Origin of the sequence: Acinetobacter populi (assembly GCF_002174125.1) — a bacterium.
Classification (GTDB): domain Bacteria; phylum Pseudomonadota; class Gammaproteobacteria; order Pseudomonadales; family Moraxellaceae; genus Acinetobacter; species Acinetobacter populi.
Map to the genome: position 1 here is coordinate 348,422 of NZ_NEXX01000003.1, position 13,524 is coordinate 361,945.

Below are 13,524 nucleotides of genomic sequence, written 5' to 3' on the forward strand. Positions count from 1 at the left end.
ACCGTCAAAATAGATGTGCACTGATCAAATAAAAACTTGCAATCATTGCTTATTTTACCCGATCTGGCACTACTTCCATACTCTACACAATGTGCTAATGTCTCTGCTTAAAACTTAAACCCGTCACAAAACACAATATTTGCAACGGGCATCATCAACTCAATTTTGCATTATTTTTTCTTCATTAATGCAATATAGATTACAAACCCAAGTCCCATACCAATAAACCAGGAAAAGTTTGCCATAGCAGACAATTGCGGAATCAATACCCCCATAATCGGGACCAGTGCAGCAGGAATCAAGGCATACACAGCTTTTTTGTTATAACCATTTTCATACCAGTAGCTGCCTTCGGGATTCATGGTATATAAATCATCCACCACAATTTTTTGCTTTTTCACCACATAAAAATCTGCCAGCAAAATACCGAATAATGGTCCAATCAAAGCACCTAAAATATCAATGGTGTAATGGATCACTTGCGGATTGTTAAATAAATTCCATGGAGTAATAAAAATTGAACCTACTGCAGCAATCATCCCACCTGTACGCCAGCTAATTTTACTCGGTGCCACATTGGAAAAGTCAAATGCGGGAGAAACAAAGTTTGCCACAATGTTAATACCGACTGTTGCAATCATCAACGTTAAACTACCCAGAATAACCACAAAGGTATTGTCCAGTTTACCCACCATCTCTACAGGATCGGTAATCAGTTGTCCATAAATAGGCAAAGTTGCAGCAATACACACCACAGTCAGGATTGAGAAAAACAAAAAGTTAACGGGTAAACCGAGAAAATTACCAAATTTGACCGCTTCAAAAGACTTACCATAACGAGAAAAGTCACCGAAATTGAGCATTGGACCAGAAAAATAAGACACAATTAGGGCAATTGCACCGATCATGACTGGTACTACTTCCAAACCTTCGTATTTTACCCCAGCCAGATTAAAGTCGATATTACTCCAGCCTGCTTCATAAATCAGCCAGACAGCCATGGCAAACATCACCACATACACAGCAGGTCCGGCCCAATCGATAAATTTACGAATACCGTCCATGCCCTTCCAGAAAACAATGGCCTGAAGTACCCACATCAGCATAAAACCAACCCAGCCCAGATAAGACAAGCCTAACAAACTATATTGATTGACATCGGCATAAGCACTGTACTCGGGGAAAAATTTAAGTATCACCAATAAGAATGCACTAGATGCCAGATAGGTTTGAATCCCATACCATGCAACCGCAATTAATCCACGAATTACAGCAGGAATATTCGCCCCTTGTACCCCAAAAGTGGCACGACAAATCACTGGAAATGGCGCACTGGTTTGTTGACTGGATTTGGCGATCAAATTGGCAAAAAACTGTACAATCACAATCCCAACCAATAAGGAAATCAAAACCTGCCAACTATTCAATCCCAAGGCAAACAAGCTACCAGCAGTGACATAGCCACCGACACTGTGTACATCAGACATCCAAAAAGCAAAAATATTATATGATCCCCAAGTCTGCTTTTTTAACGGTGCCAAATCACTATTGGTCAGCTTTGGATCATAAGAAGGTTTAATCACTGCTTCCGATTCATTCATCATGGTGAAAACTCACTATTTTTAGATTTTAATTCAATGAAATACATGATGTATTTCACCGCTTCTGCTTAGTGCCACACTTAGAAAGTGAGTCTTATACCAAGCGCAGTTGAAAGTTGGCTTCTATCTGTATAGCCACCGCCTTGTAGTCCGGAATCTGTATTTACCAGACTTTCAGATGCACCATCTGCATTGTTTAAATAGGCAATATTGGCCAATAGACTAATAGGTTTACGAATCTGATAAATCGCTAAGGCCCGGTAAACTGTGGTATTGGTATCAAAAGTGGTATTTTTACGATAGAGAATATCTCCAGATAAAGTTAATTTTGGTGTCATCAAATAATCTACACCCACTTCACTGCTCCATGCTTTTTGTTTACCTAAGTTACTTGGAATTGCCGCATATTTTCCCGGACCGGAAATATCAGCATAAGCAAAGCCTAAGCGGGCAATCCATTGATCGATCTGATATTTACCGGCCAATGTGGTCAATTTATAATGATTGTCGGTATCTTGCGCCTCATGATATTCGTAACCAGCGCCAACCATCCATTGTTGTGCGTCATATTTCACAGCAGTGGTAAAAATCTGACCATGGGTATTTTTATCGGAATCATCTTTTAAGCCATAAATTGCCCCGATCTGCAATCCATTGAAATTGGGCGAAGTATATTTAATTAAATTGGAATAAATTTCACTGACCGCATCAAATTCGGAAAACTTAAACATGGCACCGGAATTATAACCACCTTTAAATACACTGCCGACGAACCAATCATCGTTAAATGTCCATTGTTTTCCCAAACTCACAGAACCATAGGGTGTTTTTAATCCAACATAGGCATTGCGGTCAAACAATTCCCCATCTTTACTTTGTTCCCCTTTAGACGGGTTAAAACCTGCCTGCAATTTAAAATAAGCGCTGTAATCGTCATCAATCTGATAATCCCCACTTACTCCAAGATTAGATACGCCCAAAATACTATCCACGCCTGTTGTTTTGGTTTGCGTTCCAGCTTTGACATTGGTCACAGAAGCAATCCCTGTATCGATCACTCCACTGATTTTAAGATTGACATCACCTGTCATGACATTCAAATCGGCATGACTGACCACCGTACAGGTAGTTAATGCACATGCCAGAACTAATTTATCTATTGCAAACATGATTGACCCCAAAGTGTTTTTTAAATTTGTGCTCAAAATATTTATATATTGTTTACTATATTTAAATAAGATTGTGCACAATCTTATTTAAAGCAAAAAACGGACCAACTTAAAACTTATGATTTCTATTCAATATTTAGAATAAAGAGCTGAAAAAAATATCTGAAAATTAATTCAATTTGTATATACAAAAAAAATTACTTTTAACTTTTTGATATGTAGAAATTTTAATAATGCTAGATTGTTACAATCCAGTGCAATAAATGTCTAAATTCTATGCAAAAATGACTAGCGAGAAATAAAAAAATATTCCAGAATTGCCACTTAAATTACTGCATGTATTTGTTTATATTTCCCACATCATCCAGTGCATAATTGTTACCATGGAGAACTCAATGTCATCTGATGCACCACAACAAGACACAGAAATGAGCAATGATGAAATTGATCAACATATTTATAATGCCATTGTTGATGCTATCCTCAACCGTCAGCTTACGCCAGGCACCCGCTTGGTCGAAGCACCACTGTGTAAGGCATTTGGTGTGACCCGTGGCGTACTTCGCCGGGTATTTGTTCGACTTGCACACGACAAGGTCATCGAAATTCAGCCCAATCGTGGTGCATTAATTGCAACACATAGTCTGGAAGAAACCAAGGAAGTCTTCGAAGCTCGGAGTATGCTGGAAATCGAAACTGTCAAGAAACTGGCGCGCAAGGCAAAAGTCATTGATTTAAACCCGCTTAAAGATCTGGTTGATCAGGAAGCGGAAGTACGTGGTTCTGGGCACTGGAAAGAATGGATTAAACTTTCTGGCGAGTTTCATATCCGTTTAAGTGAAGTTAATAAAAATACCATCGTGACCAATTATCTTCAGACACTGATCGCAAGAACTTCTTTATTGATTGGCATGTATGAGATTCCCAAACATAACAATTGTTCTGTCGAGGAACATAAAGCGATCCTCGATGCAATTGAAAAAGGAGATGATGAACTGGCCACGTCTTTAATGGAAGAGCATCTGGAAGACTATGCCAGTATTCTGCTGGATGACCGCCCAGAAGCCAGCAATGTCAATTTAATGGATATTTTTCAGAATAAAAAAATTAAACCTTAAACTGTTTATCAATAGCTCTTGGCCTGAAAATTTCTATTACAAATATCCGCTAGCCAAGAGTTTATATTGGATTACAGATCCTTTTTAAATATTAGCAGTACTATTAAGTTTCTCTTACTAATTAGCATTTACTTTTTATAAAAATAAATAAATTATTGAATTATCAATAAAAAAGTATTGATTATCTTTTAAAAAAACGTATTTTTTATTATGTATAGTAAGTAGAATAACTGCCTTAATTTAACCACAAGAGTCACAAAAATGAATTCTATTTTCATACCAATTATTGCATTATCTATACTTAGTATCACTGCATGTACCACTACTGAAAGCGCTCGTACAATTCAAAGTCCACAAGTCAATACTGCTACAACTGCTGTTCGTTATTCAGGCGTTAAAACACCAGTTTCAATTGGAAAATTCGACAACCGTTCTAGTTATATGCGAGGTATCTTCTCTGACAATACAGATCGTTTAGGTAGTCAAGCAAAAACTATTTTAGAAACACATTTACAGCAAACCGGTTATTTTTCAGTTCTAAATCGAGATAATTTGTCTGAAATTAATCAGGAAGTTGGCTACAGTAAAACAAGTCAAACCATCAAAGGTGCGCGCTATGTCATTACTGGTGATGTTACAGAATTTGGCCGTAAAGAAGTAGGTGATCAACAACTTTTTGGAATTTTAGGTCGCGGTAAACAGCAAATTGCTTACGCAAAAGTAAATTTAAATATTGTAGATGTCCAAACATCTGAAGTGGTTTATTCAGTACAAGGTGCAGGCGAATATGCGTTAAGTGAGCGAGAAGTTCTTGGTTTTGGTTCTACTGCTTCCTATGATTCAACCTTAAATGGCAAAGTTTTAGATTTAGCAGTTCGTGAAGCCGTGAATAATTTAGTTTCTGGAATACAAAATCAACAATGGACTCCCAATAAATAATTCGAGTAACATCAATAATGAAAAATTTAATATTTGCACTATGCTGTATGATCGGACTTTTTGGTTGTACCACAACCCCAAAGTCTTTGTATTATTGGGGCTCATATCCGAACCAAACTTATTTAATGTACAGTGATACTACAAAAGCATCACCAAGCGCACAAATAAATACTCTGGAAAAAGATATACAAAAAGCACAAGCAAAAAATTTGGCAATTCCACCAGGATTCTATGCTCATCTTGGGCTTATGTATCTTGAAGAAGGTAATTATTCAAAAGCTGAAAATTATTTTCAGTTGGAAAAACAGGTTTATCCAGAGTCTACGACTCTTATTAATCGTTTGCTCAATGAGAAAAGCCTAAGCGAGCCAAAATCATGAAAAAAATGCTCTGTTCTACAATATTACTTGGAATAGTTTTAACAGGATGTACAACCACACCACTTACTTATGATTATTCCACGTATAAATCGAATATGCCAAAATCCATACTGGTACTTCCCCCTATTAATAATACACCTGATGTCAAAGCAACATATGGATACTGGACAACTGTTGATCAGCCAGTTGCAGAAGCAGGTTATTATGTTTTCCCAATGTCAATAGTTGACAAGATGCTAAAAGAAAATGGTGTCACCAATGGAAATGATGCACAGTCTATACCAACCACTAAACTTAGAGAGGTTTTTGGTGCTGATGCAGCCTTATATATAAAAGTCACAGAATATGGAACAAAATATCAATTGATCCAAAGTGTCACAAGTGTAGCTGCCGAAGCCAAGTTAATTGACTTAAGGACTAATCAAGTTTTATGGGAAGGTAAACAGTCTATAGCACAACCGACAAATAATAGTGGAGGTAATCTTATCGGTATGCTTGCCAGTGCATTAATTGATCAGATATCAAGTAGCTTAAATGATTCAGCCCATACTTATTCGAATGCATTAAATTATCAGTTATTTACCCCTTACGATAAAAGTAATGCCAACTCAACAATGTCTAGCCGTCAAAGTTCTGGACTTTTATATGGTCCTCGTTCGCCTAAATATCTACAAGAAAGACCATAAATATTATCAGCAGTCATTGCTTTAATTTTAAACCTTAAAGTTTTGAAGTTAATGCATGCATGTTAATTAATAAACCAGTGATGTCAAAAGCATTACTGGTTTTAAAATTTAGAGATCTATAAAAGGTCTCCACCTTATCTATTTCTAAATTAGAAAAACAAAGCAAACCCCATCCTGCCAATTAAAAACACCAGTAAAATAAGAAAAAAGATTCGAATAAAAGCACTACCATAACGCAAAGCAAAAAATGTCCCTGTTAAGGAACCGATGACACTACACAACATCATGATCACAGCAATCTTCCATAACACATGGCCTGATGGAATAAAAAACAATAACGAAGCGCTAAATGTGCCTAGATTGACCAATTTTGCTGATGCAGAAGCATTTAAAAAATCAAATCCAAAACATTTTACAAAAATAAAAAGCAGAAAACTTCCACTGCCCGGTCCAAAAATACCATCATAAAAGCCAATTAAGCCGCCAAAAAATATGCCCAATATCATTTCTTTCCGACCACATTGCACATAGCGATGTATTTGCCCTAAATCCTTTTTATAGAAGGTATAAATTGCCATGATCAATAAAAGTAGAAAAACCAGATATAGCATCAATTCCTTGGGAATTAAACTAATCGACATCGCACCCAAAAATGCAAAAACAAATGCCGAAAACATCGTCGGTAACATTAGATGCCATACAATATTTATTCTTTTGACATAACTAAAAGCAGACGATATTGTTCCAGCCAAAACTGCCAACTTATGGGTTCCTAAAACAGTGGCTAAACTGCTCTGTGGTAGAGCATGTAAAAGTGCAGGCAATTGCACCAGTCCACCACCGCCGACAGCAGCATCAATTAATCCACCACAAAATGCAAAAAAACCTAAAGTCATCAAAACATGCGTATTATCCATATCCAATTGATCAGCCAAGCCAAAATAACTGCTTGCAGATTAGAACACTAGATCACTGACTACAAATAACTTATATTAAGCCAATCATTCTGTTTAAATGAATATTGCATGAAACTTTCACAATTACGCATGTTTAAAATGGTTGCTGATGAAGGCAGTATTATCCGTGCCTCGGAAGTATTACATTGCGTGCCATCAAATATCACAACACGGATAAAGCGTCTTGAAGAAGAACTCGATGTGACACTTTTTATTAGGCAAGGCCGTGGCCTGATCCTTAGTCCATCTGGCAGTATATTCCTTGATTATGCGAACCAGATTCTGTCTTTATGTGAGCAAGCACGACAGGCTTTGAAACCTTCCGCAATGCCATCTGGGCCATTAAAAATTGCAGCAATTGAATCTTCCGCCACAGCAAGATTACCCAAATTATTATCACACTATCATCAACACTACCCTGCAGTACACATGCAGTTTCGTACTGGCACATGGTCACAATTGGTCAGTGATGTCGTTAATCATCAACTTGATGGCGCAATCATTGCTGTCAATCCAGCACATCCGCAACTGGAATGTCTAGCAATATATCAGGAAGATCTGGTGTTGATTGCTTCTTCTACACTGGGAGAAATACAACGACCACAGGACTTGATCGGAAAAAATATATTGATGTGGCCAGAAGGTTGTCCCTATCGAACAGCACTGGAACATTGGCTGGCTCAATATCATATCACGGTACCGATCACCAGCATTGCCAGTTATGGCACCATTCTAGGTTGTGTCAGCGCCGGTGCCGGTATCTCTTTGGTACCAAAAGGTATATTTGAACAATTTAAACAGAGTGGCAGTATAAAAGGCTATAGCTTTGAAGAATTGGCTGCGGTACAAAATTATTTTATCTGGCATAAAAATACAGGATTACATCAGGCCAGAGATGCGTTTGTCGATTTACTCCAACAAACATTCTACACATAGCTTATTGTTATCATTATAAAAAAAGCACTTAGTATTGATTCTATCTAAGTGCTTTTTAAAAATATGGTGGGCCCGCCCAGACTCGAACTGGGGACCAATGGATTATGAGTCCACTGCTCTAACCGACTGAGCTACAGGCCCTATAAAAATTTACTTGTGGTGCACAGTACACCTCACGCTTCTAAATTTTATGTAAGACAAACGCATGCGTCGTATCTTATATAAATAATGCTTTGATTCCATTGCACAACCAACAAAGTGCGCAGTGTTTAAAGCTAAATCAAAACTTTGAAGCGGTGCCAATCTTAACCAAGATCACCTTAAAAAACAAGAAGTATCAAACTGTACCCATAGCGAAAGTCCCTGCAACCGTTTAATATTCAGCCAACCCATTAAAAATCGTCAAAAATTTTACTGCTGTCATTTCTCGCGCCTTACAATCTATATTGGTATCGGGCATTTGCCTGTTATACTATTGCCGTTTTTAAATGTTGAGAGTTTAGCCTGTGTCTAATCGTATTGATGCCACCGATGTAACAGAAGAAGAAGCATTAAATGCAGCATTTTTTGATCGTGCCGATCAATTTATCAAACTTGCCAATGAATTTTGTCGGCCTAAAACAGGGGAAACTGTTGAACCTGGCGACCGTCGTGGTCAAGTCAGTTCTGCCATGTTATTTGCAGCAGCACGCTTTAATACTTGGGTCAGTGCCAATACATTTAAAGATGGTAAAGAAATGCAAGATGCCAAAGATCAGGTTATGGCTTATCTGGTACAGCAATTTCAGGCCATGCTTGAAGATAATTATGATGAATACTGCGAACAATTTGATAATTATCTGCGTTTTCGGAAAATGGAAGATTTTCATACCCACAAACATGATCACGACCATTAAACAAAACGCCTCATCTCGAGGCGTTTTTTAACGCTAAATATATCTTTAACCAATTATTATTTTATTTGCTCGCCATATTGATCTGCCATAACTTCAACAAAATGATTCGGCTTGATATATTTTTTAATCACATCATTCACATCAGCAACGGTTAATTTTGCAATGGCTAAATCACGCTGAGCGCGACTTGCCATAGTTTTATCCTGTTCTAGTTGATTGGTCAAAATACGGTGAATATTACGATCATCTTCTAACATCGTCGCACGTTGTTTCATAATATTGGCTTTTGCAGCTTCAAGTTCTTGCTCAGTCACCCCATGTTGCAGTAAATCCTGTAAGACCTGATGCACGGTCTGAGTAACCTGACTGGCCCGACCTGATGTATAATTGGCACTGATTGTTAATGCACCTGCATTTGTTTCGTCATCCAGATTCAAACGACTTGCAAAACCATATACCAGCGCATTTTTCTCCCTTAAAGCCTTGGCTAAGCGAGAAGATAATTGTGAATTTCCCAAAATATGGCTAAATACAATCAATGCTGGGGCATCCTGATGATATACACCAACAGGAACTGTCAGAACACTCTGGTAATTACCAAATTCTCGCTGTTCTGCTAGAACATGCTGGGCTTGTGCAGCATAGCTTTGATATTGATCTAAAACAGGTGCATAGGGTTGTTTTGAATTCCAGTATGCAAAAGATTTCTTTAAAAGTCGCTGCATCTGCTTGGCATTAAACGCCCCTGTTACAGCCACTTGTGCATGATTCATGGCAAAATATTTTTGATAAAAATCTTTTACTTGCTGGTTCGTCGCTTGTTCAAGCTGCTTTTTGGCAAATTCGGGTTCAAAATGATAACGCAAATCCCCTGCCGGATATCGCTCGATTAAGCGGGACAGGGTTAAACCGGCAACCACTTCAGGTTCGGTATATGGTCGATCCAAACTTTGTAAAGACTGTGCTTTAATCAGATCAAATTCTTTTTGGTCGAAGCGCGGATGCTTTAAGACATCAATAATATAATCAAAATATTGCTCAAAATTTTCTTTAGGTGCACTAATATTGATTTGCATGCTATTCAGGCTACTATTGACCGAGGCACTACCGTCAAGCGCAATTGACTTATCGGTAATGTCCTGAAACGTCTGTTTGTCTGAACCACGTAAAATCAGGTAGGCACTTAAATCAATGATTTCACTTTGATTAAATAATGATTTTTCATTACCAAAATTTAAGTTGATTGTGGCATATACCCGATCATCGCGAGTTGAAGTTGGAAATAATGCATATTTCATTCCATTAGAAAATTGACCACGCTGAATTTTTTGCTCACTTTTGCCAAGAAGTTGGGCAGATTGTTTAACAAAGTTAATGACTTCTTGTTCATAGACCTTTGGATCTTTCAAAGGCTGTGCTTGTGCTTCTTGCTGATCCAGTGTTTTATTTTGTTCGGTCAGTTGCTGCTGTGCCTGTTTCTGATCTTCGGGTGTCGGTTGAATATCGCCATTCATACGATGTTTGGACACCAGAAAGTTTTTTAATACCTGATTAACCTGCTCAATATTCAAATCCTGAACCGCTTGCTGATCTTTAAAAAATTGTTGCCAAGTTTGTTGATTGGCAAGATAACTGCTTAAAGCCGTACCCACTGCAACCGAACTACTCATCATATTTTTTTGACTATTCTTGGCAATATTCTTGATACGATTCAGATCAGTGGCAGAAAAAGGTGTTGTATTTTCAACCTTCTGTGTCAAGGTCTTTTCGACTGCTTTGGCATCTTGAGTCGGTGCATATACCGCACCTAAAAATACCAGATTAAAATTCTGATCCAGCCATGTGGTCGACATGACTCCGGTACTGATACCGTTTTGCACCATATTCTGATAGAGATAACCACTCGGTTCCATGGTGTACAAATAAGGGATGATCGACAATGCTGGCTGAATTGCCTGATCTTGAGCATTGATATAAATATGGAATTTCGCTAGGTCACTGCCTTTTCTGACCACAAAATCACGCTGCTTGATTTGTTCAGGTTGAAGCACCGGCACTTTTACTGGTGCAGGTAAAGCACGCGATTGAATGCCGGAAAAGTTCTGATCAATATCCTTTAATATCTCTTGTATATCAAATTTACCGGCAACCACCATCACTGCATTATTCGGTGCATAATATTGACGATAAAAAGTTTGTAGTTCTGGCATTTGAATCGATTTTAGCTCTTCCAAATCACCGATAGGCAAACGTCCTAAAGATTGATTACCATAGGCAGCTTTCCAGATTTGATCCATCATGACAGCAAAAGGCTGATCCAGTCGAATCTCACGTTCACGACGCACAATTTCAATTTCACTGGGTACAAATTTTTCCTGTAACACCAGTTTATCCATGCGTTCGGCTTCAAGAAGCATCATTTCTGCAAGCGCATTTTTATCCGGGCGCACGATATTGGTATATTGCGTGGTGTAATAACTGGTACTGGCATTATTGCTTAAGGTATATTGATCCAGTCTCCGCTGGAATTCTTCTTGCTTGATATTCTCTGTACCTTTAAATGCCAGATGTTCCAGCAAATGTGCCAAACCACCTTTGCCTTGCGGATCATTTAAAGACCCAGTGAAATAGATGGTATTGATAAATACTTTATTTTCTTTCTGATTCGGTGCCAATACCACCCGGAATCCATTATCTAATTGATATTCATAAATGTCTTGTTCAGATTTAATTAAAACTGGTTCGCCAAAACTATAATTGCTGACAGCAACTACACACAATGCCAAAACTAATTTTTTCGCACGTCGTAACATAATTATTCCAAAATAAAAAATAAATTTTTTGCTTAGAGATCGTTAGATTGTGGACTATTATTCATTGTTAGAGAATATATTGCGTTATTTTTTGCAAAATTAATATGAAAAATCAACCATTCATCAGGCTAAAAATTAACAGAATCATAAGACTGACCAAAATTAGAGTGATTACTCCAATTTCAGCAATTATAATTTCAGTATTGCGGCACTATTCTATGACAGCCTAAATTCAGTTTAGGTAATATTGGAAAAAACATCATGGATTTATGATCTTTGGTGAAATAAACAATCCTGAATATGAAGCCTAGATGGTAAGACATCTCAATCTCCAGAAATCGCAGCATCAGGGATTCTTATACAAAGGCAAATTCAAAAAGGACAACACATGCAAAGTTCATTTAAGCTCAATCATATTTTTAATGTTGAAATTCAACACTATTTCCCCGATCAGGACGTCCAGCATATTGCCATTCTTTTGCCCGCCATTGGTATCACTATTGATAAATATCAAAAATTGATTACTCTGTTGAATCAAGCCAATATTGCCATCATCACTGCCGACTATCCCGGTTATGCAAAGAATTTACCCAAGGTAGATCGCCATCATTCTTATGGCTATGCAGATTTAATTGAACAATTTATTCCGGCTTTAGTTGCCGATGCCAAGCAGTTTGCAATGTCTAAAACTCCAACATTTATCGGACATAGTCTGGGGGCACATATTGCCACACTCTACGCCCAACATCATCCATGTAATGTGATCGGTATTGCCACCGGAAATATTTTTTATAAACACTGGAAAGGAAAAGCACGTTATAAAATGCTGGCAACAGCCTACACTTTTCGCTTATTGGTCAACACACTCGGTTATTTACCCGGTGATAAGATTGGTTTTGGCAAACGGGAAGCAAAAGGTTTGATCAATGATTTTGCCAGTATCGTAATCCGAGGCAATTATCGTCATATTGTAGCGGACTATCATAAAAGCAATGCTGCTAATCTTTTTCTACAAATACAAGGAGATCAATGGGCGCCTATGACCTCAATTGTTGCGCTTGCCAATTTATACCACTATCCGCATATTGAACAAATCAAATTACCGACAGACATTAAAGGTAATCCGCATAGTGTCTGGTTAAAAGCACCTGAAATCGTAATATCAAAAATTTCACAGTTCCTAAACAATATTAATGCTTAAAAAGTAAGCATATAAGCTGGTATTTAATCAACTTTCATCTCTTTGTAAGAAACCTGATCTATATTGAGTCATACAAAGACTTGATAACAATAATTTGACGATTTGAAATGACAACAAGGGACATTATGACGATAACCCATGCAACTGAGAGATTGCAGACAATACAGCATTAAGACAATAAAACCAGCCAATCAACACTCATTGTTGATTGGCTTTATTAATTTTTACTGTACTAATTTGTACTTTCAACATTCTTTCAGATTAGGCATCAACACGAACATTTAATACCTCAGATGGAATATCCGCCCGCCAGTTCTTGCGTAAAACTGGCAAATAAAAACTTGCACCCAGTTCGACCAACTCGGCATCAAGTAAGCTATGAATTGCCTGTAAAAATACATAGTCGGCATATAATAGATTCAATCTAGGCTGGGCATGCTGAAATTTCTTGCGCGCCTGTTGCGCCTGTTTTACCAATTGATTGGCAAACTCCTGATTTTTATATTTGCTTAATGCAGCCAGACGAATCTCAACCGTTGCCCATTCCTGTATCAAACGTTTAAAAAGCTTAAAATTTTGCTCATTACTTTCCCATGTGACCTCATCAAGACGAGTTTCATCTTCCGGTAAAACCGGGAGTAATAAATCAAAAGTAGATGGAAAAATTTTCTTAAAATTCATCATAAATTTAATCGGATCTTCACCCGGAAAATCGGTGAATTCAATTGTTTTCTGACCATCTTTTAAGAAAATAACCAACATGGATTGCTCTATATTTTTGAAGATGACGGTATTGTAACGATAGTTGCCTGTGCTTTCTAATCTTTTA

12 protein-coding genes and 1 tRNA gene are annotated in these 13,524 nt (G+C 37.6%); 7 read left to right on the plus strand and 6 right to left on the minus strand.

Going from position 1 to position 13,524, the window contains the following annotated elements:
* Positions 1–170: 170 nt before the first annotated feature.
* Both CAP51_RS10750 and CAP51_RS10755 read right to left on the minus strand, forming a co-directional pair.
* On the minus strand, positions 171–1,601 hold the full coding sequence (locus tag CAP51_RS10750; protein ID WP_087620752.1) for an NCS1 family nucleobase:cation symporter-1: 1,431 nt from the start codon (positions 1,599–1,601) through the stop codon (positions 171–173).
* 80 nt (positions 1,602–1,681) lie between these two features.
* Positions 1,682–2,770: a porin gene (locus tag CAP51_RS10755; protein WP_087620753.1), complete on the minus strand. Its 1,089-nt coding sequence runs from the start codon at positions 2,768–2,770 to the stop codon at positions 1,682–1,684.
* A 383-nt stretch (positions 2,771–3,153) separates the two neighbouring features.
* Between CAP51_RS10755 and CAP51_RS10760 the strand changes: the two genes are divergently transcribed.
* From CAP51_RS10760 to CAP51_RS10775, 4 genes are all read left to right on the plus strand, one after another.
* Positions 3,154–3,888 carry a GntR family transcriptional regulator gene (locus CAP51_RS10760; protein WP_087620754.1) on the plus strand — a complete coding sequence of 245 codons (735 nt, stop codon included), beginning with the start codon at positions 3,154–3,156 and terminating at the stop codon, positions 3,886–3,888.
* Between the two features lie 261 nt (positions 3,889–4,149).
* Entirely contained in the window at positions 4,150–4,827 is a 678-nt protein-coding gene (locus CAP51_RS10765) for a CsgG/HfaB family protein (RefSeq protein ID WP_087620755.1), read from the plus strand.
* Between the two features lie 17 nt (positions 4,828–4,844).
* The gene (locus tag CAP51_RS10770) at positions 4,845–5,207 is read left to right on the plus strand and encodes a DUF4810 domain-containing protein (protein WP_087620756.1); all 363 of its coding nucleotides are present in this window, start codon (positions 4,845–4,847) and stop codon (positions 5,205–5,207) included.
* On the plus strand, positions 5,204–5,893 hold the full coding sequence (locus CAP51_RS10775) for a DUF799 domain-containing protein (RefSeq protein WP_087620757.1): 690 nt from the start codon (positions 5,204–5,206) through the stop codon (positions 5,891–5,893). Before CAP51_RS10770 ends, CAP51_RS10775 begins: the two co-directional genes overlap by 4 nt.
* 149 nt (positions 5,894–6,042) lie before the next feature.
* Here the strand turns inward: CAP51_RS10775 and CAP51_RS10780 are convergent, their stop codons facing one another.
* Positions 6,043–6,810: a sulfite exporter TauE/SafE family protein gene (locus tag CAP51_RS10780; protein WP_087620836.1), complete on the minus strand. Its 768-nt coding sequence runs from the start codon at positions 6,808–6,810 to the stop codon at positions 6,043–6,045.
* 108 nt (positions 6,811–6,918) lie between these two features.
* Here CAP51_RS10780 and CAP51_RS10785 point away from each other — a divergent pair, with 108 nt between their 5' ends.
* Positions 6,919–7,785, plus strand: a complete 867-nt coding sequence (locus tag CAP51_RS10785; RefSeq protein ID WP_087620758.1) for a LysR family transcriptional regulator — start codon at positions 6,919–6,921, stop codon at positions 7,783–7,785.
* A gap of 64 nt (positions 7,786–7,849) precedes the next feature.
* Here CAP51_RS10785 and CAP51_RS10790 read toward each other — a convergent pair.
* Positions 7,850–7,926 (minus strand) — tRNA-Ile (locus tag CAP51_RS10790).
* A gap of 365 nt (positions 7,927–8,291) precedes the next feature.
* Here CAP51_RS10790 and CAP51_RS10795 point away from each other — a divergent pair.
* Positions 8,292–8,681: a DUF3144 domain-containing protein gene (locus CAP51_RS10795; protein ID WP_087620759.1), complete on the plus strand. Its 390-nt coding sequence runs from the start codon at positions 8,292–8,294 to the stop codon at positions 8,679–8,681.
* A 56-nt stretch (positions 8,682–8,737) separates the two neighbouring features.
* Here CAP51_RS10795 and CAP51_RS10800 read toward each other — a convergent pair whose 3' ends face one another.
* On the minus strand, positions 8,738–11,494 hold the full coding sequence (locus CAP51_RS10800; protein ID WP_087620760.1) for a M16 family metallopeptidase: 2,757 nt from the start codon (positions 11,492–11,494) through the stop codon (positions 8,738–8,740).
* Between the two features lie 388 nt (positions 11,495–11,882).
* Between CAP51_RS10800 and CAP51_RS10805 the strand changes: the two genes are divergently transcribed.
* Entirely contained in the window at positions 11,883–12,695 is an 813-nt protein-coding gene (locus CAP51_RS10805) for an alpha/beta fold hydrolase (protein WP_087620761.1), read from the plus strand.
* A 261-nt stretch (positions 12,696–12,956) separates the two neighbouring features.
* Here the strand turns inward: CAP51_RS10805 and CAP51_RS10810 are convergent, their stop codons facing one another.
* Positions 12,957–13,457 carry a hypothetical protein gene (locus tag CAP51_RS10810; RefSeq protein ID WP_087620762.1) on the minus strand — a complete coding sequence of 167 codons (501 nt, stop codon included), beginning with the start codon at positions 13,455–13,457 and terminating at the stop codon, positions 12,957–12,959.
* Positions 13,458–13,524: the final 67 nt, after the last annotated feature.

Coding starts and splice junctions, on each gene's coding strand:
- CAP51_RS10750 (WP_087620752.1), bottom strand. CDS start 1,601: ATGAATGAATCGGAAGCAGTGATTAAACCTTCTTATGATCCAAAGCTG.
- CAP51_RS10755 (WP_087620753.1), bottom strand. CDS start 2,770: ATGTTTGCAATAGATAAATTAGTTCTGGCATGTGCATTAACTACCTGT.
- CAP51_RS10760 (WP_087620754.1), top strand. CDS start 3,154: ATGGAGAACTCAATGTCATCTGATGCACCACAACAAGACACAGAAATG.
- CAP51_RS10765 (WP_087620755.1), top strand. CDS start 4,150: ATGAATTCTATTTTCATACCAATTATTGCATTATCTATACTTAGTATC.
- CAP51_RS10770 (WP_087620756.1), top strand. CDS start 4,845: ATGAAAAATTTAATATTTGCACTATGCTGTATGATCGGACTTTTTGGT.
- CAP51_RS10775 (WP_087620757.1), top strand. CDS start 5,204: ATGAAAAAAATGCTCTGTTCTACAATATTACTTGGAATAGTTTTAACA.
- CAP51_RS10780 (WP_087620836.1), bottom strand. CDS start 6,810: ATGGATAATACGCATGTTTTGATGACTTTAGGTTTTTTTGCATTTTGT.
- CAP51_RS10785 (WP_087620758.1), top strand. CDS start 6,919: ATGAAACTTTCACAATTACGCATGTTTAAAATGGTTGCTGATGAAGGC.
- CAP51_RS10800 (WP_087620760.1), bottom strand. CDS start 11,494: ATGTTACGACGTGCGAAAAAATTAGTTTTGGCATTGTGTGTAGTTGCT.
- CAP51_RS10805 (WP_087620761.1), top strand. CDS start 11,883: ATGCAAAGTTCATTTAAGCTCAATCATATTTTTAATGTTGAAATTCAA.
- CAP51_RS10810 (WP_087620762.1), bottom strand. CDS start 13,457: ATGTTGGTTATTTTCTTAAAAGATGGTCAGAAAACAATTGAATTCACC.